Raw genomic sequence first — 24,075 nt, forward strand, 5'->3', positions numbered from 1 at the left:
GTCATTCGCCTTGGCGTACGCCAAACAACCAGCAAGCGTGGAGCCGCCGAGCAGCGGGAATCCGCCAGAGCGGGCGGCGATGGCCGTAAAGGGGCGCGCGGACCGGTGCGGTCAGAGGGACGCCAACCAGGCCGCGGTCTCGTCGGGGTGAGCAAAGCGGAGCGTGTCGAGCGGGGCGAAGCGCGTATCGCGGCTCCGCCGCCCGATCTCGCGCCGCCGCGACGCGTGCTGGGACCAGGCCCACCAGGCCGGGTGGTCCCGCCGCAACCACCCGCGCCAGGTCTCCCGGTTGCCGCCGAACAGCGCCTCGCGCGTGACGGTCCGGCGCAGGGAGCGGCGCAGGACACGGGCCATGACGATGCGTCGGGGATAGTCCAGCCAGATCACGGTGTCGGCCCGCCGCCACAGCAGGTCGCGGACCTCGGGCGTCCCGAGGGAGTCGAAGACCCAGTGGGATCCGGACGTCAGCCCGGACACGTCCTCGGTCAGCCGGTCGTTCGTGGCCCAGCCGGGGCCGATGTAGTGCAGTGCGTCCATCTCCCGGTACGCCAGGCCCAGCCGGCCGCCGAGAGCACGGGCCAGCGTCGACTTGCCCGCACCGGTGGCACCCACGACCAGGATCCGCTCCACGGGGTGCACCGTATCCCGGCGCGGGGAGTCCGGTGGGTGGCGGCTCCGGAGCGGGGTGCGGGGGCGTGTCGTGCGCGACGCGGCAGATGGCGCCGGGCCGCTGCGGGGTGATCCCCGGATCACCCTTGCCTTCGGTGCGGGCGCCCTGAAAGTCTTGCGCGATTCAGTTGTCGCAGCAGCACCAAGAGCACCAGCAGCAACAACGGAGGCTTCCCGTATGACCCGACGCCCGTCCCCGCACCTCTCCCCGCGCCCGTCCCGAGTCCGCGCCCGCCGGGCCTGGCTGACCGCCACCACCGTGCTCACGCTGGCGCTGACCGGCCTGGCGGCCCCGGCCCGCGCCGAGCAGACGCCGGCGCCGCTGTCCCCATCGGGGCAGCAGGATCCGCAGGCCGCCGTGAGCGACGCGGCACCCCGGGTCGCCGGCGCTGCGGTCAGCCCCGGCGGCAAAGCCGACCCCCTGGACTTCACCCTGCAAGCCGGCGAGATGAACGGGGCGACCGCCGATCGGGTGGCCCTTCTCGACGGCGTGCTGCCCACATCGGGTGTCTCGAAGCTCCTCGCCGAAGCCAACCGCACCATCAACACCACCTCGTGCACCCGCGACCCGTTCGGCACGGCGCCCGCCCCGGCCCTCAAGTGGTGCCTGGACAAGGACGACTCGAACTCGCGCGAGTGGATCCCCCAGGCCATGACCGGCGTCTCGGACGCCGCGGCCGACGAGCGGTACGGCGTCGGCAACGACGCGAACATCCAGCTCTATGCGTCCTATGACAACTGGGACCCGGGCCGCGACAGCAACGGCAACGACGTCGGCGACTGCAACCCCGACGAGTTGGAGGCGAATGACGCCTGCAACCAGAAGGGCGTGCGGATCTCCTTCGTGCAGCGTCGCGCCGACGGCACGGTGAAGTACCGCCATGTGCTGCTGGGCTGGGCGTACCTGAACAACGCCGACCACATCTCCTTCGACGGAGTGCACTCCGACGAGGGATCGACCGTCCCGGACCCGAACCGGGACATGCAGAACGGCCTGCACGCGGGCGGCATGGTCTGGTACGGCCACTACCTGTACGTCGCCGACACCCGCAACGGCATCCGGATCTTCGACATGGAGAAGATCATGGACCTGGACCCCAACGGGGACGGCAAGGCCGGTGACGCGATGGGCGCGGACACCGACGGGGTGAAGACCACGTCCGACGTCGAGGACAAGACCAAGGTCGGCCGTCAGAACAACGTCTGGTACAGCTTCGGCTACCGCTATGTGATGCCGCAGGTCGCGGCCTGGAAGTTCAAGGCCAAGCAGTCCAACCCCACCGGGTCGTTCCAGTGCGTCGGCACGGGCGCCCCGAAGGCGTCCTACCTCTCGCTCGACCGCGTCCCGGAGCCGGACCGGCTGATCATGGGTGAGTACTGCCGTCCGGCGGGCGACCTGGCATCGCCCGGCCGGATCGCCTCCTTCCCCGTCAAGGAGCTGGAGAGGCGCTCCGGTGAGGTGGCAGCCCAGGGCTGGGCCAACTACCTGCCCATGGCGAACGGCGGCGCCCAGGGCGCGCTGGCGCTGGACACCAAGCTGTACGTCAACCAGAGCGCCGGTCACAACGACCCGGGCAACCTGTTGCGCTACCGGTGGAGCAACGGCCTGCTGGTTGCCGACGGCAGCGCGATCAAGACCGCCACCGGCGCCGAGGACCTGTACTACGAACGCGGCGCCCAGCGCCTGTGGTCGGTCTCCGAGCACTACGGCCCGGCCGTGAACGCCGAGTCCACCGAGAGCGGCGGATCGGCGCTGTGTCTGCGCCTGGTGTGCGAGCGCGTGCTCTACGCCCACAGCAAGGCGCAGTTGGACGCCCCGTAACCCGGCGCCGACCCCCGCCCCCAGCAGCTCCCGGGCCCGCGCCCGTCGCGCGGGCCCGGGAGCTGCTGTCCTTCCGTCGCGGGCGGGGCGCGAGCGGACGGAAGGGCCGGTTCCGCCCGCGACGATCACGCGGCATTGGTATGGACATGCCCATCTCCCGCCTTCTACGATGTCCCGGACGTCACATGAGAGCGCTCTCACTGAATGACCCCCACCCCCACAGAAGAGGGAAGTTCATGAGACTCAGAACCGCCGCCATGGTCGGCATCACGGCCCTGCTCGGAGCCGTCATCACCGGCGCCGGACCGGTCGCGGCCACCGCCGCGAGCGCCGCCCCCGCAGCCCCGGACGCCGTCGTCACGGCGATGGCCCACGACCTGGGCCTGACGAAGTCCGCCGCCGTCCAGCGGCTGCGCCTGGAAGCGGACGCCACCCGGATCGCACCGACGGCGGAGCAGGCCGCCGGAGCATCGTTCGGCGGATCCTGGTTCGACGCGGCCGACGGAAAGCTGGTCGTCGCCGTCACCACCGCAGCCGCCACGCCGGCGGTCGAGCGCACCGGAGCGCGCACCACCCTCGTGGCGCACACCAGCCGGACCCTCGACACGGCCAAGGCCCGGATCGATGCCCAGGCCAAGCAGCACACGGCCCCCGCCGGGGTCAGTGCCTGGCGCGTCGACCCCCGCACCAACAGCGTGGTGATCGACGTCCGCGCCGACGCCGCCGCCGACCCCGCCGTCCGCACCTTCCTCACCACGGCGCAACGCGGTGACACCGCAGGCGTCGTCACGGTCCACCGGACGGCCACGCCAGCGCCGACAACGTTGTCGGCGGGCACGGTCGGCGGCGACCCGTACTACAGCCACGGCATCCGCTGCTCCATCGGCTTCTCGGTCTACGGAGGCTTCATCAGCGCCGGCCACTGCGCCCAGGCGGGGTCGGCCGTGTACGGCTGGGACAACTCCTACATCGGCAACTTCCAGGCCGGCACCTTCCCGGGGAACGACTACTCCTGGGTCAACGTCGGCAGCGGCTGGTGGACCGTACCGGTCGTGCTCGGCTGGGGCGCCACCTCCGACGTCCTGGTACGGGGCTCGGCCGAGGCCCCCGTCGGCGCCTCGGTGTGCCGCTCCGGTTCCACCACCCACTGGCACTGCGGCACGATCCTCGGCAAGAACCAGACCGTCAACTACAGCCAGGGCAGCGTCTACAACCTGACCCGGACCAACGTGTGCGCCGAACCGGGCGACTCCGGCGGCTCCTTCGTCACCGGCGACCAGGCCCAGGGCGTGACCTCCGGCGGCTGGGGCAACTGCGGCTCCGGCGGCGAGACCTGGTTCCAACCGGTCAACCCCATCCTGTCCACCTACCACCTGACCCTGCACACCGCCTGACCCGCGCCCCCTCACGGGGCCCCGCCAGCACCCGGATCCCGCCCCGGCCCCCGCGCCGGGGCGGGATCCGGCCGGTGCCGCCCGCCGAGGTGCGCCCGGTCGGCGGGAGCGAGCCCCGGCGCCTCCGCAGGAGCCCCCTGTGTCGCCCCATCGGGGGCCGGGTCCCCGTTCGCCGACGCGCTGCCCGTCCCCTCGGTAACGTCGTGCCCCTCACCGACTCTCGCCACCGCGCAGGGAACATGAACCCGGAACCGGCACACCCCGTCATCGACGTCCACGTCCTCCTCCGCGACGGGGACAGGATCCTCCTCTCCCAGCGCGGCGCCCCCTACGGCTACGGTCGCTGGCACACGCCGTCGGGCAAACTCGACCGCGGCGAATCCTTGAGCGCCGGAGCCACCCGCGAGCTGCTGGAGGAAACCGGTATCCGCGTCGACCCGCAGCATCTGCACCTGGTCCACGTCGTGCACCACCGGCAGGACGACGCGGGGGAGCGGATCGGGTTCTTCTTTCTCGCGACCGAATGGAGCGGGGATCCCGTCAACCGGGAGCCGACGAAGTGCCTCCGCCTGGAATGGTTCAGCGTCCACGACCTGCCCGAGGACGTCATCGAATACCCCAAGGAGGGCCTGATGGGCTACCTGAAGGGCGGCGGCAGTCTGACGGAACACGGCTGGGTCTAGCGCGGAGCCAAGGACGCGAGCACGCTCCGCGAGCGCAGGACGTCGAACGGACGGGGACAGCCCGCCGCCGTGCCGCCCAGACGGGTCCGTTTGGGGCTGGCTTGCGGTCGGTTCCGATCGGGGTGCCCATCCGCTTCCCGTTCGTGCTTCCTGCCGGCCTGCCCTCTAGACGGGAACCCCCTGTGGTGCGTCTTGTTGCAGGCCTGTGGGCGTGCGGGGGCTTCTCGCGCCGCCCGCAACTCCTACCCTCCTGGGCGGTGAGTCAGTCGTGCGCGCGGAGGGCGTCGATCAGGTGCCGGCCGTGCGGGGGCACCCCGAGGCCGGCCGAGATGTGCTGGCTGACCTCGCTGGAGGTCCCCTGGCGACGGCCGCGCTCGATCTCCGACACGTCGGGCTGGGCGAGGCCGACCAGTTCTCCCAGCCGGGTCGGGCTGATGCCGGTGAGCTGCCGGTACGTGCGGAGGACCGCTCCCCAGTCACGGCTGATGACGGCGGCCATCAGCCGAGGGCGGGACCACAGGTCCGCCGACTGCTCCCTCATGAACTCGACTGCAGGGCGCCGCTATAGGGCCCTGGCATGGCTTGCGCCCTGTTCACCCGGCCACGGTGGGTGCACGGACCCCCGGCGGCCGCGGACACGGCCCGGGGGCGTGGCCGACCGGACGGGAGCAGGCCGACATGCCGCACGGTAACCCCCGTCCTCCGGCGCCCGCATCGGGCGTGCGGAGGTGCCCCGACGCCCGCTGAACACCCGTCGCTCCCACCCCACCCCGGCATGACCCTCACGATCTACGCCGTTGACCTCCGACGGGCAACGGCGTCAGCTGCGCACACATCGGATCCGTCCGGCCCGGGACAGCCGCCCGCTTGACGCGGGCTTCCCCTGGACGCCCTGCGAGTGCCCCCGGCACCGCGCAGGCACCACCAGGACGGCCCGGAGGTCTGATCGCCGTGCTACGGAGCACCTACAGGGTGCTGAACGCGGTCCCAAGACGGCTGGTCGACGAGCCTTCTGCCAATGAGCACCTGACGCACACACCGCCATGCGCGCTGCGATGTGCGCGCGGGGCCGGAGGCCTTCGGTCGGCGCCAAGAACACCTCTGCGGCTGTCGCCTCGCGTGCGGCATCCCCACCTGATCGTCGCCGTGCCGCCGGGGGTCCCACGGCTCACCGGCCGGGTGGAGCGGCGCCGTGGCGGCCGGTCCGCATCGTCCAGCGCAGCGCCTGCTGGTCCGCTCCACCTTCCCCGGCCGGGTCGCTGCGCTCACCGTTCGCGGTTCGGTCGTCAGGAAGCAGCCCCTCGTGGGGCGAGCGCGGGATCGCCGTGGACTGCTGTCGACCGGTGGGCGGCTTCCGGGCCGACGCGCGGGCCGCGATACCTGTTGGCGGCAGGCCGCGCGGGGCGCTTAAGGTCGGAGCAGTCAGGCGCAAATGCCGTCAAACCGACTGTGGCCCAGGTTGTGGTCGCACAGTGCGGGTGGGCGCGGTCGGCAGTCAGAGAGGATCCCCGTGAGCGGGACAGCGGACACCGGCCCCGAACGGCCCCCCTTGCGCGACCGGGTGAGCGCTCCGCCGGCCCTGGCATTGCCCAGCGCCGGGGAGGGACTGACCTGGCGCCCGGTCACCGCCGCCGACATCGGCCTGATTCTCGCGCTGAAGCGGGATGCCGGCGCGATCGATCATCCGCACTCACTGGTGACGAGGGACGCGTTGGAGGAGGAGTTCCGGAGCGAGTCCTTCCGGCCGGAGCGGGACGCGGTGATCGCCCTGGATGCCTCCGGGCGCGCCGTCGCCTACGGCTCGGCCGCGCCGCCGGCCACTCAGGAGACGGTCGTCTGCGTCGACCTCGACGGCACGGTGGCCCCGGACCGCCGGCGCGAAGGCATCGGCACCGCGTTGCTGGCGTGGCAGGAGGCGTGCGGGCTGCGGTACCTCGCCACCTGCGAGACCACGCTGCCCGGGTGGCTCGCCTCGGGCGCGCAGGAGCGCGCCACCTCGGCGATCCGGCTGTTGGAGCAGCACGGCTACGAACGGGCCCGCTGGTGGTGGGAGCTAGAGCGCGATCTGAAGGCCCCCATCGCCGCACTGCCGACGGCCCCGGGAGTGCGGCTGGTGCGCTATGGGCCGCAATGGCAGGAGCGGGCCCGGGCCGCGACCAATGAGGCCTTCCGGGACCACTGGGGCAGCCAGCCGGTCACGGCCGCGGACTGGGCTGCCGGCGACCGGTTGGCGGCCTTCCGTCCGGATCTGTCGGTGCTGGCCGTCACCTCCGGCGCGTCCGGAACCGCCGGCGCCCCTGGCGCTCCCGGTGCTGCTGACGTGTCCGGTGCGGAGCGGGTCGTCGGCTTCGTCTTCGTCGACGTGGCGCCGGACGAGTGGCCGCTGCGGGGCGGCCCGTTCGGCTACCTCACCATGGTCGGCGTCCGGCGGGAGGCCCGCGGCCAGGGGTTGGCCCGCACCCTGTTGGCCCACACGCTGCGAACGCTGCGTGAGGCCGGGTTGGATCGTGCCGTGCTCGATGTCGACGCGGACAGTCCCACCGGTGCCCTCGGTCTGTATCAGAGCCTCGACTTCACTCCCACGGAGCGCTCGGTCACTCTCGTCAAGACCTTCTGACGGGGTGGTGTCTTCGTTGCGTCGGACGGGTGCGATTGTGCCAACGTTGTAGCGCGGTGCGGTGCGAGGTGTACCGGCCGCGGTGCTCCGCGTCGCCGGCGCAGGGGGTGTCGGTGGTCGCTCCCGGCTCTGCCGCGCCGTCGCCGCGCCCGCGTGCAGAGGCACACGGCGCTGAGTTGGTTCGCTGGTGGGGGAGGTGCGACGGTGTGCTGCGGGCGGCATGGGATCTTTTGGGGGTTACGTCGCATCCGTGCCGCGCGGGCGCGTGAAGGAGGCGTGAGCCGGTCCGCACCAGGGGCCGTTGCTCCCCTCTGAGCGACCGCGGCAACTTTCACATCGATGAAAATTCCGGTGCGCGCACCCCCGTTGCCGCTGCTCCGGGATCTCGCGCAGGGTCTAGACCACAGAGGTGTGGCGGTGCCCCCTTTACGGGGTGCACCGGTTCATGAGTCACTCATGACGTGTCCGCATCAAACACGCGGCGGACACGCCCCCTCCCCATCCCGGCCCAGGCACGTCCCGCTCCCGCCCCCCGCACCCGGCGGCGAGATGGACGGCGCGCCCACGCCGGCCGGCCCCCGCACGGATCGTCGCCCCCCGCACGTGTTCGGCCGGCCGGGCCACCCGTCTGCCCGCACCTCAGGTGGTCGGCGGCGACGCAACAGCTACGCGAGTAGACAACACACCGGGACGTACCGATCGCCCCACCTCCGCACCCCCACCACGCCTGGAGGAACGCCTTGCTCTCCCCAACCCCCCACCCCAGCCCACTGCGCCGCAACCTGCTGGCCGCCGGAGTGCTCAGCTTGAGCCTGGCCCTGGCACCCGCCGTGTCGGCGAGCGGCGCCGCGGCGCAGCCCGTGCCGACGCACGGCGCCATCCCCCTCGGCGCGGGCTACATGGGCGCCGGATACCTCCCGGACAGCCAGAGCTTCACGCCGGACACCCGCGAACTGCGGCTGTCCGCGCAGGGCGTCGGGGCGATCCAGGCCACCCAGTCCCCGGGCATCGACGTCTCCCACTACCAGGGCGCCATCAACTGGTCCTCGGTGAAGTCCGCGGGCATCAAGTTCGCGTACATCAAGGCCACCGAGTCGACCACGTACAAAGACCCCACCTTCAACGCGAACTACCTCAACGCCTACAACGCGAAGGTGATCCGCGGCGCCTATCACTTCGCCCGCCCGGACCTGTCCAGCGGCACCGCCCAAGCCACCTACTTCGCCGCGAACGGGGGCGCCTGGTCGCGGGACAATCTCACGCTGCCCGGCATGCTGGACCTCGAAGGCGGCTGCTCGGGAAAGACCGCGTCGGCGATGCGGACGTGGATCCTGGACTTCTACAACACCTACAAGGCCAAGACCGGCCGGGACGTGGTCATCTACACCAGCCCGAGCTGGTGGAACTCGTGCACGGGCGCCTGGGGCGGCATGTCGGCCAAGAGCCCGCTGTTCGTGGGCCACTGGACCAGCGCGGCCAGCCCGTCCATCCCGAGCGGCTTCCCGTACTGGACGTTCTGGCAGTACACCGACTCCGGTGCGGTGAGCGGCATCTCCGGCGCGGTGGACCGCGACCGCTTCAGCGGCGACAGCACCCGCCTGCTGGCCCTCGCCAACAACACCCCCTGACCGGCGCCTGAACCGGCCCCGACGCACCCGACCCCGGCGCCCGGACGGGAACCTCCGTCCGGGCGCCGCACCACCCACCCTCCCGCCCCCCGGCGATCGGCGCCGCTCTTGCCTCACCGGTCGTTCAGCGCGCGGCGGCAAGGCGGCTTCCCGGCCCGCGTGCGGTCGGGATGTCGAGGAGGGTGAGGAAGGCGCCGGCTGCGGGGGTGTGGGTGGTGGGGCTCCAGATGGCGTACTCGACGCGCGCCGGCGCGTCGGTGACCTCGATGGTGCGCACGCCGGTGAGCTGTGCGGCGTACGCGGAGGGGAGCATGGCGATCCCCAGGCCCTGCTCGACCAGACGGACCAGGAACTCGGCGTTGGTCACTTCGAACGCGACGTCGCGGCCGAGGCCGGCGGCCGCGAAGGCCTGGTCGGACTGGACGCGACCGGCGGTGTTGGCCGGCAGGTCCACGAACACCTCGCGGGAGAGCCGCAGCAGGTCGACGACCGGCTCGTCGGCGAGAGGGTGGTCCGGGGCGACCACCGCCACGAGCCGGTCGCGGGCGAGGGCGCGGGCGGCGACGCCGTGGGGTTGCGCAGTGGTCGGCAGCCCGAGGAAGGCCACGTCGAGGGCTCCGTCCTGGACCTGCTCGACGAGCAGTTCGCTCGGGCTCACGCGCAGGCTGATGCGTACGTCCGGATAGCGCTGGTGGAAGTCGCGCAGCGCCCGGGGGATGTCGACGGCGGTGACGCTGGAGATGGCGCCCACGGCAAGGCGGCCGCGGATCTCTCCCACGGCGGCGGCGACTTCGGCGGCCGCGCGCTCGGCGGCGTCCAGGCACTGCCGGGCCGCGGGAAGGAACGCCGTCCCGGCCGGGGTCAGCCGCACCCGGCGGCTGGTGCGGTCGAAGAGGCGCGCGCCCAGTTCCTTCTCCAGGCGGGCGATCTGGTGACTGAGGGCGGACTGCACGACCAGGCACCGTTCGGCGGCCCGGGTGAAGCTGTTCAACTCGGCGACGGCGACGACGTAGCGCATCTGCTGGAGCTCCATGGATGCATCTTCCCTCGCGATCGATCCCATGACCAACATGTGTTGGACTCATGGATCACCACCGCACGAGACTGCGCACATGACCCTTCCCGCCGCCCGGACCCCCTCCGCCGACGCCATCAGCGGTGTCCCGCGCGGACATCTGCCCCGGACCGTCCTGACCGCGGTCACCCCCATGGCGTGGGGTACGACCTATATCGTCACCACCGAACTGCTCCCCGCGGGGCACCCCCTGTTCGCAGGCCTGCTGCGGTCCCTGCCCGGCGGCCTGATCGCGCTGGCGCTGAGCCGGAGGCTGCCGCGCGGAGCCTGGTGGGCGAAAGCCGCGGCGCTGGGCGTGCTGAACATCGGACTGCCCTTCCCGCTGCTGTACTTCGCGGCCGCCCGCCTGCCGGGCGGCGTCGCCGCCACCCTGGCGGCGGCCCAGCCCCTCGTCATCGCCCTGCTGGCGGTAGCGGTGCTCCGCGAGGCCCTGTCCGCCTGGCGCCTGGCCTGGGGCGTGCTCGGCGTGCTCGGCGTCGGCCTGATGGTGATCGGGCCGAACGCGGCCTTCGACCAGGCGGGGATCGCGGCGGCGCTCGGCAGCGCGGCCTCCATGGCCCTGGGCATCACCCTCACCAAGCGCTGGGGACGCCCCGGCGCAGCCGGCCCCACCGCCTTCGCCGGCTGGCAGCTCACCGCAGGCGGCCTCGTCCTGCTGCCGGTGACGTTCCTGGCCGAGGGAGCACCTCCCACCATCGACGCGACCGCCGCCTGCGGATACCTCTGGATGGGCCTGGTGGGTGGGCTGCTCGCCTACATCCTGTGGTTCCGCGGTGTCACCACGCTGCCCGTCACCTCGGTCGCCGTGCTCCTGCTGCTCTCGCCGCTGGTCGCCACCACGCTCGGCGTGGTCGTGCTCGACCAGCGGTTCGGTCCGCTGCAGCTCGCAGGATTCGGACTCTCGCTCGCCGCCATCGTCGCAGGGCAACTGCCCGCACCCGCCGGCCTGCGCGGTTGATCGCGGCCGGCGGGTGAGTGGGGGCGGCAGCGCGGACGGCAGGGCGGCCGGGGAGGCGTGGGCCCTGGCGGCCCGCGGCCGACCCGCCGCAAACGATCGGGCGACGGGGCGACCGCGCGACCGGGCAGGCGGACTGCCCCGTCGCGATCAGGACCGTATCGAGTCGTGTCCCTCCGATCCGGTCGCTCGCGGTCCGGGTCAGGACTTCCCCGCGGACCGCTTGGTCCAACACCAGGGCGTTGTGGCCCTCGGTGGCGGTCGGTATCGCCCAGCAGTCCGGGGCGTGGGCCGTGGCGCATCGGGACCTCGGTCGGCCGGTGGCCCGCCGGCCGTGCCGGCGGGGGAGCGGCTCAGGTCGCTGCGCGCCAGGGCGCCCAGGAGGCCTGTGGGCACATCCCCCGTGCGCCGTCCGTGGCCCTCTCGTGGTCGAAGCACTCCGCTCGGTAGTCCGGATCGGTCAGTGGGTTCAGTGCGTTGGGGGCGGAATCGTGTACTCCGGTCCGGGTCCTGCCGCTGCCCGGGCTGCCCGAGTCGTCCGGGGCTCCGGTCCGAGTCCGGACTCGGACTCGCGCCTCCCCCCGCCGGTTGAGGCGGCGGGGTCCTAGTCCGGACTACCCGCGGCGCCTGCGGACCGCGCTGCACCACAGCCCTGACCCGTCCGGGGGCTGGTCACGGCGTGGTGGTGAAGGAGCGGCGGTAGGAGCGAGGCGGCACGCCCCGGCGGCGCACGAACTGTTCGCGCAGGACGGCGGCGCTGCCGTAGCCGACGCGGTGGGCGATCTCCTCGACCGGCAGATCGGTGGTCTCCAGCAGTTCCTCGGCGCTGCTCAGTCGCAGGCCGCGCAGCCAGGCGTGGGGGGTGGTGCCGGTCGCGGCGGCGAAGCGGCGCGCGAAGGAGCGTTTACTCATGACGGCCCGGCGGGCCAGGTCCGCGACGGGCAGCGGCTGGTGGAGGTTGGCGCGGGCCCAGGCCAGCACCTCGGCGAGCCGCTCGTCCCGGCAGTCTTCCGGGGCGGGGGCGGCGAGGTACTGCGCCTGCCCGCCGTCGCGGTGGGAGGGCAGCACCATGTCCCGGGCGACGGCGTTGGCCCGCGCGGCGCCGTGCTCCCGTCTGATCAGGTGCAGGCACAGATCGAAGCCCGCAGCGGCTCCCGCGCCCGTGAGGATGCGGCCCTCATCGATGTACAGGGCGTCGGGCTCGACGGTGACGTTCGGATGACGGCCGGCGAGCAGCTCGGCGAACCGCCAGTGGGTGGTGGCCCGCCGGCCGTCGAGCAGCCCGGCGGCGGCGAGTGCGAAGGAGCCGACGCAGTGGGCGGCGACCAGGGCGCCGCGCTCGTGGGCCGCGGACAGCGCTTCGAGCACGGCGGGCGGGGGCGGTGTGCGGAAGTCGGCCCACGGCAGGGCGATCACCAGATCGGCGGCGGCGAGCCGGTCCAGGCCGTACGGGATGGACAGCGGCACGCCGAGGTCGGTGGAAACCGGCCCGGGCCGATCGCTGCACAGGGCGAAGTCGAAGCCGGGCGCGGCCGGACCGTGCGGGCCGAAGACCTCGGTGACGATGCCGACGGCGAGCATGCCGACGCCGGGCGGGGTGTAGGCGGCGACGGTCGCGAAGGGCGGCATCCGGCCAGTGTGGCACGAATCCTGCGAACAGCGGCAGCTGTGCCACTCGTTGAGGAACCGCCGGCCCGGAAGGATGACGGCCATGACAGACGCACCGCTCGGCCGCAGCGCCGTATACACGATCCTGACCACCGGTTACGTCGGCTCCACCGGCCCCGGCGTCGCCGCCACCGTCTCCTACATCGCCGACGCCAGCCGCCACGTGATCTTCGATCCGGGCATGGTGGCGAGTCGCGACGACATCCTCGCCCCCCTCGCGCAGCTGGGGCTGGGCCCCGAGGACATCACCGACGTGGTGCTCAGCCATCACCACCCCGACAACACCCTGAACGTGGGCCTGTTCGGGCAGGCGCGGGTGCACGACCACAAGGTGGAGTACCGCGGCGACCAGTGGACGAACCGCGACGCGGAGGGGTACGAGCTGACGCCGTCGCTGCGGCTGATCCGCACCCCGGGCCACAGCGCCGAGGACATCACCCTGCTGGCAGGCACGGACGCGGGCGTGGTCGCCTTCGCCGGCGACCTGTGGTGGCACGCGGACGGCCCCGCGGACGACCCGGTGGCCCCCGACCGGGAGGTCCTGCGGGCCTCCCGGCTGCGGGTGATAGCAGCCGCGGACCTGATCGTGCCCGGCCACGGCGGCCCGTTCACGGCCGACGCCGGCACACCCCGCTGAACGCCGGGGCGGGGGAGCGGTGACGCACCGGTGGCCAGCGGCGAGGCGACGCCGCACGGCCGGAGCACCGTTCAGCGGTCGGGCCGCTTCCGGTGGTTGGGGAGCGCGCCTGCGGCACTGGTGAATTCGCCGATGGCAGCACGTGGCAGCCCGTCGAGACTGCGGTGGCAACCCCTTGGGACACGCAATCCTGGAGGCAACTGGTGCGCATGCTTGCTCGGTTAACCCGGCGGTCCGTCACCGCCACCGCGTTGGGGGCGCTGCTGTGCGGCGCCCTCGTCGTCACCTCGCCGGCTGCCCCGGCCGCAGCCTCTGCCGCCGCGGCCGGGAGTCCGACGGTCACCGTCGCGCCCGCCGGCAGCCACGGCTTCCCCTTCCTCGCCGCGGCGGAGGACCTCGGCTCGTTCGGCTACACCGAAAGCGAGTACTTCATCGAAGGTACGGCTACGTCGTACGCCAAATCGGGCCTGTGGACCTCCGACGGCCGGTGGAGCGTCCGCCCCTCGGGCACCGCCGCGTACAAGAGCCGCCTGCTGGTGCGCCGCCCCGCCGATCCGGCGCGGTTCAACGGGACGGTGGTCGTGGAGTGGCTCAACGTCAGCGGTCAGCTCGATCTGTCCCCGGATTACTGGTTCGAGCGGGACGAACTGCTGCGCGCCGGCTACGCCTGGGTCGGCGTGTCCGCGCAGGCGGTCGGGGTCAACGGCGGGCTGGGACAGATCAAGGGCCTGAAGGGGTGGGATCCGGCCCGCTACGGCAGCCTGATCCACCCCGGGGACGCGTTCGCCTACGACATCTTCTCCCAGGCGGGCCAGGCACTGCGCACCGCGCGCGGGGCGGACCCGCTCGGCGGACTCCCGCTCCGGACGCTGCTCGCGGACGGGGAGTCGCAGTCGGCGGGGTTCATGACGACGTACGTCAACGCCGTCCAGCCGGTGGCCCAGGTCTACGACGGCTTCCTGGTGCACAGCAACAGCGCGATCGCCGCCCCGATCAGCGGCGTGCTCGCCGACACCCTGCTGATGCCCAACCCGTCCCGGATCCGCACCGACCTGGCGGTGCCGACGTTCGTCGTGCTCACCGAGACCGATGTGCCGGGCGCGGCGAGCGCACGGCAGCCGGACACCGGCAGCGTCGTGCACTGGGAGCTGGCCGGCACCGCGCACGGCGATCAGTGGGCCTTCGACCTGGGCAACCCGACCGTGCAGAAGTCGGCCGGTTCGGCCGCGCCCGCGCCGGACTGCGCCGCCGGATCGGCCCCCTTCAACGACGGCCCCGGCCACTGGGCGATGAACGCGGCGCTGCGCCACCTGGCGCTGTGGGCACGGGGCGGGGTGCGGCCGCCGAGCGGTCAACCGCTGAGCGCCGTGCTGCGCGATCCGGCCACCGGCCTGGCCGTCGGCGGCGTGCGGCTGCCGGATGTCACGGTGCCCACCCGCACGCTCACCGGTGCGCGCGACACCACCGACAGCGGCGTCTTCTGCGGCCTGTACGGTGCCCGCGACCCGTGGAACGGCGACGGCGACGCGTGGGACCGGCACGATGCCGGCGACCCCTCGGACCCGCTGTTCCCGTCCACCCCCGAACCGGCGCTCAGCCGGCTCTACCCGACCCACGCCGACTACGTGACCAAGGTGCGGGCGGCCGCGCAGAAGTCCGTCGGTGCCGGCTACCTGCTGCCGGAGGACGCGACGGCGATCGTCGCCGCCGCGCAGGAGTCGTCCATCGGCGGCTGACCGCTGCGCCCGGACTTCGTCGTCCGCCGGTCCGTGCCCGCCCGCACCGCGGCGCGGGCCGGCGGACGGCGGGCCGGGCGGTGCGGGGCGCAGGTCCGTGCGGGAGGTCGCCGGCCCCGCCAAGGCGCCACGTCTCAGGCAGGTGCCGTCTCGTACAGACCGGGCATAGCTGGTCGAAACGACGGGTGCGGCCAAGGCGTGATAAAGATCACCTAAAGTCTAGGCCAAGGCCCGGTCGGGTCTTCCCCTCCGCGGCGGCGGGCTTGCTCGGGAGCGTGCCGCGGCTCGGTGGGCATCCGCCCCCGCGTTCCGCTGTGCCCGCCCCAACCCGCATCCGACCCCGCCGGGGCGCGCACGCCAGGTGGAGAGCGCCCGGACGCGTCGGCGTCCCGAAATCCCCGCGCCGCACGGGGTGCAGGCGCGCCCGGACCCCCTCGCACTCGCGTCCGAGGCGTTTTCGGCGGCGGTCGTTCCCGCCGTACGGACCTTCGAAGGGGGATCGCCGACCGCTGAGCGGCCCGCCGGGAAATGGGGGCGATTGCGCTGCCCTCAGAGGGAGTTCGACGGTGGGGTCACCGGCTCCGGGTGGCGAAAGCGGCCCGCCCGGGGGAGGTTGACCCGGTCAGGGGTGCCAGTTAGGTTGGCGCGGCTTGACCACGAACTGCGTGGTTGTGCGCAGTCGGCGGGGGTAGTGGAATGCGGAAATCGGTGAGGGCTGCGGCATGTGTGGCTGCCTTGCTGAGTGTGCTGACGGGCTGTTCCTCCGGTTCGGGCTCGACGTCGTCAGCGGACGACGTCTGGCGGGACGGGACCGAGCCGTCTCTCAAAGCGGGAAACGTCGGCAGCGGGGGGACACCGTGCACCATGCCGGTGTCGTTCGCCCTCCCGGCAGCCTGGAGGGCGAAGCCCGTGACCAACGGCGGGGACCCCAGCGGAGGGTTCCAGCAGGGCCCGGTCACGTTGGTGTGCGAAATCGACGCGAAGCCGTCGGGGCTGGTCGGGTTCCTGCGGGTGTGGAGCGGGCCCACGTCCGGAAGCAGCCCCCGTCAGGTGCTGGACGCGTTCCTCGCCGGGGACAAGAACATCAGCGACCGTCATGATCGCCAGGTCGCCGCCGGCACGTTGACCGCGGCGGAGACCACCTATCTGGGCGTGGGCCTCGAGCCGGACCAGCCCCGGCGGGAGCGGGCCCTGGCCGTGGCCACTCCGCAGGGGACGGTGGTCCTGCACCTGGGCGGCCTCGACACCGCCGAGCACCAGAAGTTGCTGCCCGCCTACGAACTCGCCAAGAACAGCCTGGCCGTCACTCCACCGCCCGCGTAACCAGTCCGCCGGCCCGCAGCCCGTCCCCCCGCACCCGGCAGCCCCATCGCCCTCGGCGCGGAGCGGCGCTCGCGCGGCGCACGTCGACCGGTCCGCTCGCACCGCGCCCCTGCACCGCGATCGGCACGCCCCCACCTGCCCGCCGGCGATGCCGTCGCCGTGGCGGACAGCGCCCGCAGCCCTGCCGCGGCCCCGGGCCGCACCGAGTGCCCCACCGGCACGTACCGCTCCCCCGCCCGCAGGGGAGCCCGCATTCTTCCGGACCCCTGCCCCCGCGGCGCGCCCCGTGACCTCGGCGTGCGCTGCGGCACCGGCATCGGCTCCGGGACAGGCGGCGCCGACACGACCAGCCCGTCGGCTCCGCGCGCACCAACCACCAGGAGAACAAGGACGTATGAGGACAACGCGACGGGCGAGACCGGGAACGGTCCACCGGACAGTCAAACGGATACTCGCGGTGACCGCGGCGGCGACCACGCTGTCGCTGCTCGCCTCCACCGCCGACGCGAGTGCGGTGGCGGGACAGGTCTCGGCTGCCGAACGCTCCACGGCGGTGCGGTCGGCAGTCCAGGGCGCACCGCCCGGGTTGCCGGACCTGCAGTGGGGGCCCTGGCCCGAGTGGAGCATCTGGACCAACTTCGGCAAGCCCGACACGAACAACTGGAACACCTGGACGCCCAGCTCGACGGTTGCCGAGCAGTCGCGGGCGGATGCGTGCCGGGTCGGCCACGTCCTGCACAGTGGCGGCCCGCTGGTGAAGAGCACGGCGCTGACCGCCCTCGCGGGCACCGACGCGGACCGGCGGAAGGCGGTGACGCAGAACAGCGCGGGCCTGACCCCCATCGACCTCGCCAACGACAAGGACTGGGCGACCGCCCCGCCGCCGCCCGGGTTCAACACCGAGCAGCAGACCCGCTGGCTGACGCAGATCAACGCCTTCGAGCACCACGCCAACGCGCCGGAGTTCGACACCGCGACGCGGACCTTCCGACGGAACTCGCACGACCGCACGAGCGGGGCCGTGTTCGCGGACCTGGTGCCGCGGGCCGGTGCCGAGGCGAAGGCGCGGGTCTCGAGCATCATCGAGGCCACGAAGGGCAGTGACGCGTACTTCACGGCGCTCGACAAGTTCCAGACCGAGCTGGCCAAGACCCTGGGCGGTTCCGCCGGCAAGCTGACGGACCTGTCGGTCGGCATGTCCGCCGACGACGCGCGGATGTTCCTGCAGTCCGGCGGCTTCGCCAAGGTCGCCCCGGTGCCGGACTCGGTCGAGTTCCGCACCGAGGTCGAGGCGCTCAAGATCCGCTGGTCCAACTGCGATCCGGAGAATCCGGCCGACCCCTACCGGGTCATGGACAACGTGGTGGACACCGCGCGCGCCGAGTGGAAGGCCGAACGCGACGGCCAGGCCACGTTCCGCGACGCGATCACCGCGGCCGAGGCGCAGGCGTACAACGACATGTGGAACGCCTCGTACGCGATGGTCGAGGCGGTCGGTCAGGCCTGGGTCGCCGAGGAGGTGTTGTCCTGGCAGCGGAAGAAGGGTCCGACCTGGAAGCCGACGGCCGCCGAGAAGCTCAAGACCGACACCGAGCTGAAGAACACCCAGACCCGGATCACCGCACAGATCGCACTGGCGAAGAAGTACACGGACTCCGCGAAGGCACAGGCGGCCAAGGTCGACGTGGCGCAGACGGAGGCCGCCAAGGTCGCCGCCGCGGCCGGCGCGCCGCGCGGACGCGGTCTGCAGTACGCGCAGCAGTCGGCGCAGGTGACCAAGGCCTCGGCGGCAGGGGCCGAGGCCGCGTACAAGGCCGCCAGCACCGCGCTGCTCGCGTCGAAGGCCACCGTGGCCGACAGCGGCGCGCTGTTCTCCCAGGCTCGGGCCGAGGCGAACGCGCTGGAGGCGCAGTACCGGCGGGCCGCCGCCCAGGAGAGTGCGGCGCAGGCCACCGCGGCGGCCACGGCCGCCGCCGCCCAGGCCACCGCGGCGGCCAAGAACGCGGCGACGGCCAAGGCCGCCCGGGTCCGCGGCGAGGCCGCGGAAGCCAAGGCCAAGGCCTCGGCGGACGTGGCCCACGCGAAACTGCTGACGGCCAAGGCCGAGGGTGCCGCGGCCGCCGCGGCACGTCAGCGGGCCGACACCGAACGGGCCAAGGCCGCGGCGGCCGAGACCCGGGCGCAGAGCGAACGGACCGCAGCGGCCGCCGCACTGGAGCGGGCGCAGACCGCCGGGGCCACCGCCAGCAGCAAGCTGGGCTCCGCGCTGGTCGCGGAGAGCCAGGCGGCTGCCGCCCGCGACAGCGCGGTCCTCGCCGAACGGCGCAAGGACGCCGCCGCCTCCCGGGCGTCCGCGTTCGAAGCCGCGGCCGCCGCAGCGCAAGGCACCGCCGACGCCGCCGCCGCACGCACCGCCGCGACGGAGGCCCGGACGGCCGCGAACGACGCGGCCGGGGCCGCCGGCCGGGCCCGGTCGGCGGCCAACGCCGCCGGTACCGCGGCGATCGCCGCCCGCAAGGCGGCCACCGAGGCCACCGCTGCGGCCAGCCGCTCCCGGGCGGCGTCCGACGGCGCCCAGGCGGCTGCGGCCACCACCCACGCACAGGCCACGCTGGCGCACGCCGCGGCAGCCGACGCCATCAACGCCTCCCAACAGGCGGCCCAGAACGTTCGGGCGGCCGAGGCGTTCGCGCGGATTGCCGCCGCGGAGGCGCTCAAGGCCAAGGCCGACGCGGCCGTGGCCGGATCGGAGGCCAAGCAGGCTCTGATCGAAAGCGCGGTGACCGCCGGGTACGCGTTCGCCGCGGCCCAGGCCGCGACCGCAGCCAGCGATGCTGCCACGGCGGTCATCAACCCGGCCAATGAAGCGATCTCGCTGGGCACCCCCTACAAGGAGATCGACGCTTCGGCCGGCATGGCCGTCCTGGTCGGGCAGAGCGCCAAGACCCTGTCGGAGCAGCAGGCCGCCGCCGCCCAGGTCAAGGCCGAGGAGGCCGAGAAGGCCTCGCAGGCCGCCAAGGCCGCCGCCGCCCGGGCCGGTGCCGACGCCAAGCTCGCCGCCGAAGCCGCCGCGACCGCCGCGGCGCAGGCCGCCAAGGCGGCCCTGTCGGTGAAGCAGGCGCGCGTGTCCGCCGCGGCAGCGGCAGTCGACGCGGCCGCCACGGTGAAGGCCGCGAACAACGCCACCCAGTACGACCTGCAGGCCAAGGCCGACGCCGCGGCGGCGGACTCCGCGGCCACCACCGCGGAAGGCGAAGCCGCCGCAGCCCGCAACGCGGCGACGGAGGCGGAGAAGGACGCCGCGGGAGCCCGCGGTGCGGCCAACGCCGCCGAAGCCGACGCCTCGCAGGCCGGCCTCGTGGCCGCTGCGGCGGAGCGGGACGCCACCGCGGCCGAGACCGCCGCCGCCAACGCCCAGCAAAGCGCCACGGAGGCCGACCAGGCCGCCACGCGGGCCGAGGAAGCCGCGAAGAAGCGGCTGGAGGAGCAGCGCAAGGCGCGCGTGGACGCCGGCGGACCGGACACCGGGGCGCCGCTGAGCAGTGACGACGAAGCGCTGCTGCGCAAGCAGTGCGGCCAGACGTGTGTGGACGAGTGGAAGGAGGCGCTGGGACTCGCCGGCAAGGACGTGCTGGACTGGGTCAAGGCCAACGGCGGGGCGATCCTCCTCGACGTGATCGGCTACACCGACGCCAAGGCCTGCTTCAGCGAAGGGGACATCGAAGCGTGCCTGTGGACGGCGGTCAACGCCCTCAGCCTCGCCGTCCTCGTGGCCAAACTCCCGGCCCTCAGTGTCGCCATCACGCGGGTCACCTTGGGCATCGCCGAGTTCTTCGAGGCATCCGCACGGGGCAAGCGCGTCCTGAAGGAATTCAGGAAGCTCCTGGAGAAGCTGAAGAAGGACCCGGAAGCCCCCTCCTGCCCGACCAAGCCCAAGACGGTCGGCAAGAACACGGTCAGCGCATCGGCCAGGACGGTCCAGGCGAGTGGCGGGGTGCCGTGGCCGCTGCCGTGCGGCTTCGAATTCCCGGAGCTGGACGAGCGGGCCATCGACGACCTGCGCGACTATCACTTCCCCGGTGGGGGGATGACCGACTACACCAAGGGGCTCTTCCGGTCGGACCTGAGCAACGAACAGCTGGAACACATCTTCCAGAAGGGCCTGGAGACCCAGATGACCGGGCCCAACGCGAACCAGTACTACGAACGCGTCTTCGACAGCGGGATCGCCAACATCGGGGTCACGTCGGCGCAGCAAGGGGCGCGAGCCACCAGCCGCGTCATGCTGGTCTGCAGCAAATGGGGCGACGTGATCACCATGTACCCGATTCCCTAGGTGAGGAGATGATCCAGCGATGGGCCTGGGAATTTACGTCCGGGACGTCAGGCGCGACCAGATCGAATTCATCGGCGATGATGCCGAGGATTCCTTCGGCACGATGTGCCGCACGGCGCCGGAGGACAGTCTCCGGCGCGGGGTGATGCAGCACGGGGACACGATGTTCAACTCGTACCAGCTCTACCGATTCGTCGACGAGCTGTCCGCTCTCCCGTCGAACGAGGTGACGCCGAAGATCCGGCAGGTCCTTGAGGCCGCCCACGTGGCCATCCGCAAATCGGGATACCTGTACTTCGTCGGAGACTAGGACCTGAGCCCACACGAACGCGCAGTGCCCGGCGGAACACCCTCCGCCGGGCACTGCTGCGCTCCCGGCGCCGCGCCCGGTCTGCCCCGCGATCCTGTCCGGCCGGCCGGACAGAACAGGAGGAGCGGTCCGAGCCCGCCGGGGTTCCCCCGCCCGCGTGCGGTCGACGGGAACTCTCGTTCGTTGGGTAGTCGGCGGGTCGGGCTGCGGCGGGTGGGGGTCAGGGGTGGCGAGGACGAGCACGGCGGTGCGGGCGCGCACGGGCCGGCGGCCGGCGTGGGTGGAGTGGCCGCTGCTGGTCGGGGTGGCGCTGGTGCTGGCGCTGGGGATCAAGACGTTCTTCGTGCAGGCGTTCTCGATCCCCTCCGGGTCGATGCAGAACACCTTGCAAGTGGGCGACCGGGTGCTGGTCGACAAGCTGACACCGTGGTTCGGATCGAAGCCCGAGCGCGGGGAGGTCGTGGTGTTCCACGACCCGGGGGACTGGCTGAAGGATCAGCCGGCCCAGCAGCAGAACGCCGTGGTGCGGCGGACGCAGCAGGCCCTGAGTTTCATCGGGGTGATGCCGTCGGCGGATGAGAAGGACCTGATCAAGCGGGTGATCGCGGTGGGCGGCGACACCGTGGAGTGCAACGCCGGCGGGCCGGTGAAGGTCAACGGGGTGGCGCTGGACGAGCCGTACATCTACCCGGGGGCGACACCGTGCGGGGATGATCCCGTGGGGACCGTGAAGGTGCCCCAGGGGATGCTGTGGGTGATGGGGGACCATCGCAACGGCTCCCAGGACTCGCGCTACCACCAGCTGCAGCACGCCGGGGACGGCTTCGTGCCGGTCAAGAACGTAGTCGGGCGGGCCTTCGTGGTCGCCTGGCCGGTGACCCGGTGGGCGACGCTGCCGGTACCGGGCACCTTCCAGGGGCCGGACGCCCTGGCAGCGGTCGCCACCGCGCCGATGGCCTACTGGGTGCGGCGGCGGTGGGCGGACCGTCAGAAGCGCGCCGACCACGCACAGGTGGGATAGCCGTCGCGCCCCAGGGCCGCGAGTCGGCCCTGCCGAAGGCCACAGCCGCGGAGGGCGACCGGACCCGCGGTTCTCTCCCACCGTCCCACCCGTCCCACCACGCCGCCGAGTCGGCGCGGTGGGACGGGCCGGGTGCGGTCGCTAGGCGGTGTGGACCTCCAGGGCGGTTCTCACGGCGGATTCCAGGGCGCCTTCGATCCACGCCGGCTTGATGGAGGTGTGGCATCCGGCGAAGTGCAGGGTGCCCTCGGCCGTGCGGACGTGCTCGAAGAGCTCGGTGTGCTGGCCGGGCAGCAGCACCGACGCCTCCCCGTAGGCGTAGGGGTCGCGCATCCAGGACTGGGTGCGGCCGACCCCGGTGTAGAACACCTCGATGCGCTGCCCGAACACCTCCTGGACCCCGGCCAGGGCGCGCGGGTAGCGCTCCTCGTCGTCCAGTGAGTCCCACTTCAGGGCGTCGTCCGACCAGCTGTAGGACGCCAGGATGACGCCGCCGGCGCTGCCTTCGACGGGGTAGGAGGGCTGGAACATGAAGCGGTTGGGGTTGTCGGTGGCCGAGCCGCCGCCGATGACCTCGGCGGCCTCGGGCTGGTCGCGGGTGACCGTGCGGCTGGCGGCGTAGTGGGTGCGCTGGCCCGCGGAGATGTGACCTGCGGGCACGGAGGGGTGGGCGCCCAGCAGGGTGCCGTCCGCCACGGTCTGCCCGGTCTGGTACTTGCGGTACAGGCCCGGACGCACGGCCTCGAGCTCGCGCTTCCAGTCGGCCTCGTCGAACTCCCACCAGCGGCGGCTGAATTCGAGCAGCACCTTCGTGGCGGCGTCGTAGTGCAGCTCGGTGACGGCGCGCCGCTTGCCGTAGGACAGGGCCGGGCTGATGGGGATGTGCCGCAGCCCGGAGAAGGGGACGGTGATGATGGCGGTGTCGGCGGTGAAGGTCTCGCGCCGTACGGGGCTGCCGCCGCGGCCCTCGGAGACGGTCTCGACGGTGACGCCGTCCTTGCCGTGGGAGATGCGGGTGGCCCGGCGGTCGAGCCGTACGAGGTCCTTGACACGGGCGTACAGCGCGTCGGCCAGGGTGGCGGTGCCGTCGGGCAGTTCGTAGAAGGCGGTGTCGGGGCTGATCAGCGAGGCGCCGATGAAGCTGTGGATGAAGGCGAGGTGCAGGCGGGAGGTGAGGTTCTCGACGGTGCCGATCAGATCGATGGTCCGCTCGTCGAGCTTGGCCTCCTCCGTCAGGAAGCGGTACATCGACATATGGCCGTAGCGCTGGACGACCCGGGCCCAGCCCTCGACGAGCTCGGTGTCCTGCTTGCCGTCGATCTCCTGGCGGACCGGGGCGAAGGCATCGCGGACGATCTGTGCGGCGGGCACGGACTCGTACGCCGTCGGCACGCCGAAGGAGCGGTTGAGCTCCTGCGGGGCGCGCGCGTAGTCGCGGCGGCGGACGCGGATGTTGTTGACGTAGATCCACGTCCGCTGGGCGGGGCGGCCGGCCGCGTCCACGTCGACCAGGTGGAAGCGTCGGCGCTTGAGGCCGAGGCTGTCCATCAGCCCGGTGACCAGCGGGTGGCTGTCGGGGATGCGCATCGCGCCGGCCTCGGCGTACTGCTTGGGGTCGGCGAAGGGCTGGGTGGCGTTCTCGTGGCCGCCGGTGCGGAAGGTCTTGATCCTGCCGCCCACGCGGTTGGCGTTGGCCTCGATGACGGTGACCTGGTGGCCGGCTTCGCGCAACAGGTGGGCGGCGGTGAGGCCGGCCGGTCCGGCGCCGACGATCAGCACCTTCCTGCCGGGGCGGCGGGAGCGGGGCAGGCCGTTCTTCAGCAGGATGTCGGCGTAGCGCGGGACGAGCGGGCGGTCCTGCTCGTCCCGGACGAGGATGGCCCGGGCGATCGTCCGGCAGGCGTCCCAACCGGCGGCGGCGCCGGCGGGGGCGGCCTGGGAGGTGTCGGCGGACGTGGCGGCGACCGTCAGCCCGCCGGCGCCGGCGATGGCGGCTGCGCCGGCGATGACGGTACGACGGGAGGGCTGGCGCGAGGGCGCCGCTGCGGGCTGGTCGGGAGCAGCGGGAGTACCGGCGTCCTCAGGGGTTCCGGAAGGGGCATCGGGATCCATGATCATGAACCCACTGTTGCCCGCCCGGCCGCACCCGAACGGCCCAAACGCACCCGTGCGGGAAAGGATCACTCGCACGTGCGTCGCCG

Annotated in this window: 17 protein-coding genes; 12 read left to right on the forward strand and 5 right to left on the reverse strand. The window is 72.8% G+C overall.

Annotated features, from left to right (window positions below; translation table 11 throughout):
* Nucleotides 1-111: 111 nt before the first annotated feature.
* The gene (locus tag ABZ721_RS18540; RefSeq protein WP_358789683.1) at nucleotides 112-630 is read right to left on the reverse strand and encodes an adenylate kinase; all 519 of its coding nucleotides are present in this window, start codon (nucleotides 628-630) and stop codon (nucleotides 112-114) included.
* 217 nt (nucleotides 631-847) lie between these two features.
* On the opposite strand from ABZ721_RS18540, the gene ABZ721_RS18545 reads away from it, so the two are divergent.
* The 3 genes from ABZ721_RS18545 to ABZ721_RS18555 all read left to right on the forward strand — a co-directional run bounded on the left by ABZ721_RS18545 (nucleotide 848) and on the right by ABZ721_RS18555 (nucleotide 4,568).
* Complete coding sequence (locus ABZ721_RS18545) at nucleotides 848-2,491, forward strand: hypothetical protein (RefSeq protein WP_358789684.1); 1,644 nt, start codon at nucleotides 848-850, stop codon at nucleotides 2,489-2,491.
* Between the two features lie 236 nt (nucleotides 2,492-2,727).
* Nucleotides 2,728-3,885 carry a S1 family peptidase gene (locus tag ABZ721_RS18550; RefSeq protein ID WP_358789685.1) on the forward strand — a complete coding sequence of 386 codons (1,158 nt, stop codon included), beginning with the start codon at nucleotides 2,728-2,730 and terminating at the stop codon, nucleotides 3,883-3,885.
* Nucleotides 3,886-4,124: 239 nt separating this feature from the next.
* The gene (locus tag ABZ721_RS18555; protein WP_358789686.1) at nucleotides 4,125-4,568 is read left to right on the forward strand and encodes an NUDIX domain-containing protein; all 444 of its coding nucleotides are present in this window, start codon (nucleotides 4,125-4,127) and stop codon (nucleotides 4,566-4,568) included.
* Nucleotides 4,569-4,830: 262 nt separating this feature from the next.
* Here ABZ721_RS18555 and ABZ721_RS18560 read toward each other — a convergent pair whose 3' ends face one another.
* On the reverse strand, nucleotides 4,831-5,109 hold the full coding sequence (locus tag ABZ721_RS18560) for a helix-turn-helix transcriptional regulator (protein ID WP_358789687.1): 279 nt from the start codon (nucleotides 5,107-5,109) through the stop codon (nucleotides 4,831-4,833).
* A gap of 969 nt (nucleotides 5,110-6,078) precedes the next feature.
* Here ABZ721_RS18560 and ABZ721_RS18565 point away from each other — a divergent pair.
* Both ABZ721_RS18565 and ABZ721_RS18570 read left to right on the forward strand, forming a co-directional pair.
* Nucleotides 6,079-7,185, forward strand: coding sequence for a GNAT family N-acetyltransferase (locus ABZ721_RS18565; RefSeq protein ID WP_358789688.1), 1,107 nt, complete (start codon nucleotides 6,079-6,081; stop codon nucleotides 7,183-7,185).
* Between the two features lie 740 nt (nucleotides 7,186-7,925).
* Nucleotides 7,926-8,813 carry a GH25 family lysozyme gene (locus tag ABZ721_RS18570; protein ID WP_358789689.1) on the forward strand — a complete coding sequence of 296 codons (888 nt, stop codon included), beginning with the start codon at nucleotides 7,926-7,928 and terminating at the stop codon, nucleotides 8,811-8,813.
* Between the two features lie 124 nt (nucleotides 8,814-8,937).
* Here ABZ721_RS18570 and ABZ721_RS18575 read toward each other — a convergent pair whose 3' ends face one another.
* Nucleotides 8,938-9,846, reverse strand: coding sequence for a LysR family transcriptional regulator (locus ABZ721_RS18575; protein ID WP_358789690.1), 909 nt, complete (start codon nucleotides 9,844-9,846; stop codon nucleotides 8,938-8,940).
* A gap of 79 nt (nucleotides 9,847-9,925) precedes the next feature.
* Here ABZ721_RS18575 and ABZ721_RS18580 point away from each other — a divergent pair, with 79 nt between their 5' ends.
* Entirely contained in the window at nucleotides 9,926-10,846 is a 921-nt protein-coding gene (locus ABZ721_RS18580; protein WP_358789691.1) for an EamA family transporter, read from the forward strand.
* Nucleotides 10,847-11,515: 669 nt separating this feature from the next.
* Here ABZ721_RS18580 and ABZ721_RS18585 read toward each other — a convergent pair.
* On the reverse strand, nucleotides 11,516-12,472 hold the full coding sequence (locus ABZ721_RS18585; RefSeq protein ID WP_358789692.1) for a helix-turn-helix domain-containing protein: 957 nt from the start codon (nucleotides 12,470-12,472) through the stop codon (nucleotides 11,516-11,518).
* Between the two features lie 82 nt (nucleotides 12,473-12,554).
* Between ABZ721_RS18585 and ABZ721_RS18590 the strand changes: the two genes are divergently transcribed.
* The 6 genes from ABZ721_RS18590 (at nucleotide 12,555) to lepB (ending at nucleotide 21,874) form a co-directional block, all read left to right on the forward strand.
* Nucleotides 12,555-13,148, forward strand: coding sequence for an MBL fold metallo-hydrolase (locus ABZ721_RS18590; RefSeq protein WP_358789693.1), 594 nt, complete (start codon nucleotides 12,555-12,557; stop codon nucleotides 13,146-13,148).
* A 209-nt stretch (nucleotides 13,149-13,357) separates the two neighbouring features.
* Nucleotides 13,358-14,884, forward strand: a complete 1,527-nt coding sequence (locus ABZ721_RS18595; protein WP_358789694.1) for an alpha/beta hydrolase domain-containing protein — start codon at nucleotides 13,358-13,360, stop codon at nucleotides 14,882-14,884.
* A gap of 696 nt (nucleotides 14,885-15,580) precedes the next feature.
* On the forward strand, nucleotides 15,581-16,207 hold the full coding sequence (locus tag ABZ721_RS18600) for a lipoprotein (RefSeq protein ID WP_358789695.1): 627 nt from the start codon (nucleotides 15,581-15,583) through the stop codon (nucleotides 16,205-16,207).
* A 457-nt stretch (nucleotides 16,208-16,664) separates the two neighbouring features.
* Nucleotides 16,665-20,543, forward strand: coding sequence for a hypothetical protein (locus ABZ721_RS18605; RefSeq protein WP_358789696.1), 3,879 nt, complete (start codon nucleotides 16,665-16,667; stop codon nucleotides 20,541-20,543).
* Between the two features lie 19 nt (nucleotides 20,544-20,562).
* Nucleotides 20,563-20,853, forward strand: coding sequence for a hypothetical protein (locus tag ABZ721_RS18610; protein ID WP_358789697.1), 291 nt, complete (start codon nucleotides 20,563-20,565; stop codon nucleotides 20,851-20,853).
* Between the two features lie 247 nt (nucleotides 20,854-21,100).
* Complete coding sequence (gene lepB / locus ABZ721_RS18615; protein ID WP_358789768.1) at nucleotides 21,101-21,874, forward strand: signal peptidase I; 774 nt, start codon at nucleotides 21,101-21,103, stop codon at nucleotides 21,872-21,874.
* A 141-nt stretch (nucleotides 21,875-22,015) separates the two neighbouring features.
* Here lepB and ABZ721_RS18620 read toward each other — a convergent pair whose 3' ends face one another.
* A complete protein-coding gene (locus ABZ721_RS18620) occupies nucleotides 22,016-23,992 on the reverse strand; it encodes an FAD-dependent oxidoreductase (protein WP_358789698.1) in 1,977 nt (658 codons plus the stop codon).
* Between the last annotated feature and the right edge of the window lie 83 nt (nucleotides 23,993-24,075).

Origin of the sequence: Streptomyces sp. NPDC006733 (assembly GCF_040636125.1) — a bacterium.
Taxonomy (GTDB): domain Bacteria; phylum Actinomycetota; class Actinomycetes; order Streptomycetales; family Streptomycetaceae; genus Actinacidiphila.

Coding starts and splice junctions, on each gene's coding strand:
- ABZ721_RS18585 (WP_358789692.1), bottom strand. CDS start 12,472: ATGCCGCCCTTCGCGACCGTCGCCGCCTACACCCCGCCCGGCGTCGGC.
- ABZ721_RS18560 (WP_358789687.1), bottom strand. CDS start 5,109: ATGAGGGAGCAGTCGGCGGACCTGTGGTCCCGCCCTCGGCTGATGGCC.
- ABZ721_RS18575 (WP_358789690.1), bottom strand. CDS start 9,846: ATGGAGCTCCAGCAGATGCGCTACGTCGTCGCCGTCGCCGAGTTGAAC.
- ABZ721_RS18595 (WP_358789694.1), top strand. CDS start 13,358: ATGCTTGCTCGGTTAACCCGGCGGTCCGTCACCGCCACCGCGTTGGGG.
- ABZ721_RS18545 (WP_358789684.1), top strand. CDS start 848: ATGACCCGACGCCCGTCCCCGCACCTCTCCCCGCGCCCGTCCCGAGTC.
- ABZ721_RS18550 (WP_358789685.1), top strand. CDS start 2,728: ATGAGACTCAGAACCGCCGCCATGGTCGGCATCACGGCCCTGCTCGGA.
- ABZ721_RS18600 (WP_358789695.1), top strand. CDS start 15,581: ATGCGGAAATCGGTGAGGGCTGCGGCATGTGTGGCTGCCTTGCTGAGT.
- ABZ721_RS18610 (WP_358789697.1), top strand. CDS start 20,563: ATGGGCCTGGGAATTTACGTCCGGGACGTCAGGCGCGACCAGATCGAA.
- ABZ721_RS18555 (WP_358789686.1), top strand. CDS start 4,125: ATGAACCCGGAACCGGCACACCCCGTCATCGACGTCCACGTCCTCCTC.
- ABZ721_RS18580 (WP_358789691.1), top strand. CDS start 9,926: ATGACCCTTCCCGCCGCCCGGACCCCCTCCGCCGACGCCATCAGCGGT.
- ABZ721_RS18620 (WP_358789698.1), bottom strand. CDS start 23,992: ATGATCATGGATCCCGATGCCCCTTCCGGAACCCCTGAGGACGCCGGT.
- ABZ721_RS18590 (WP_358789693.1), top strand. CDS start 12,555: ATGACAGACGCACCGCTCGGCCGCAGCGCCGTATACACGATCCTGACC.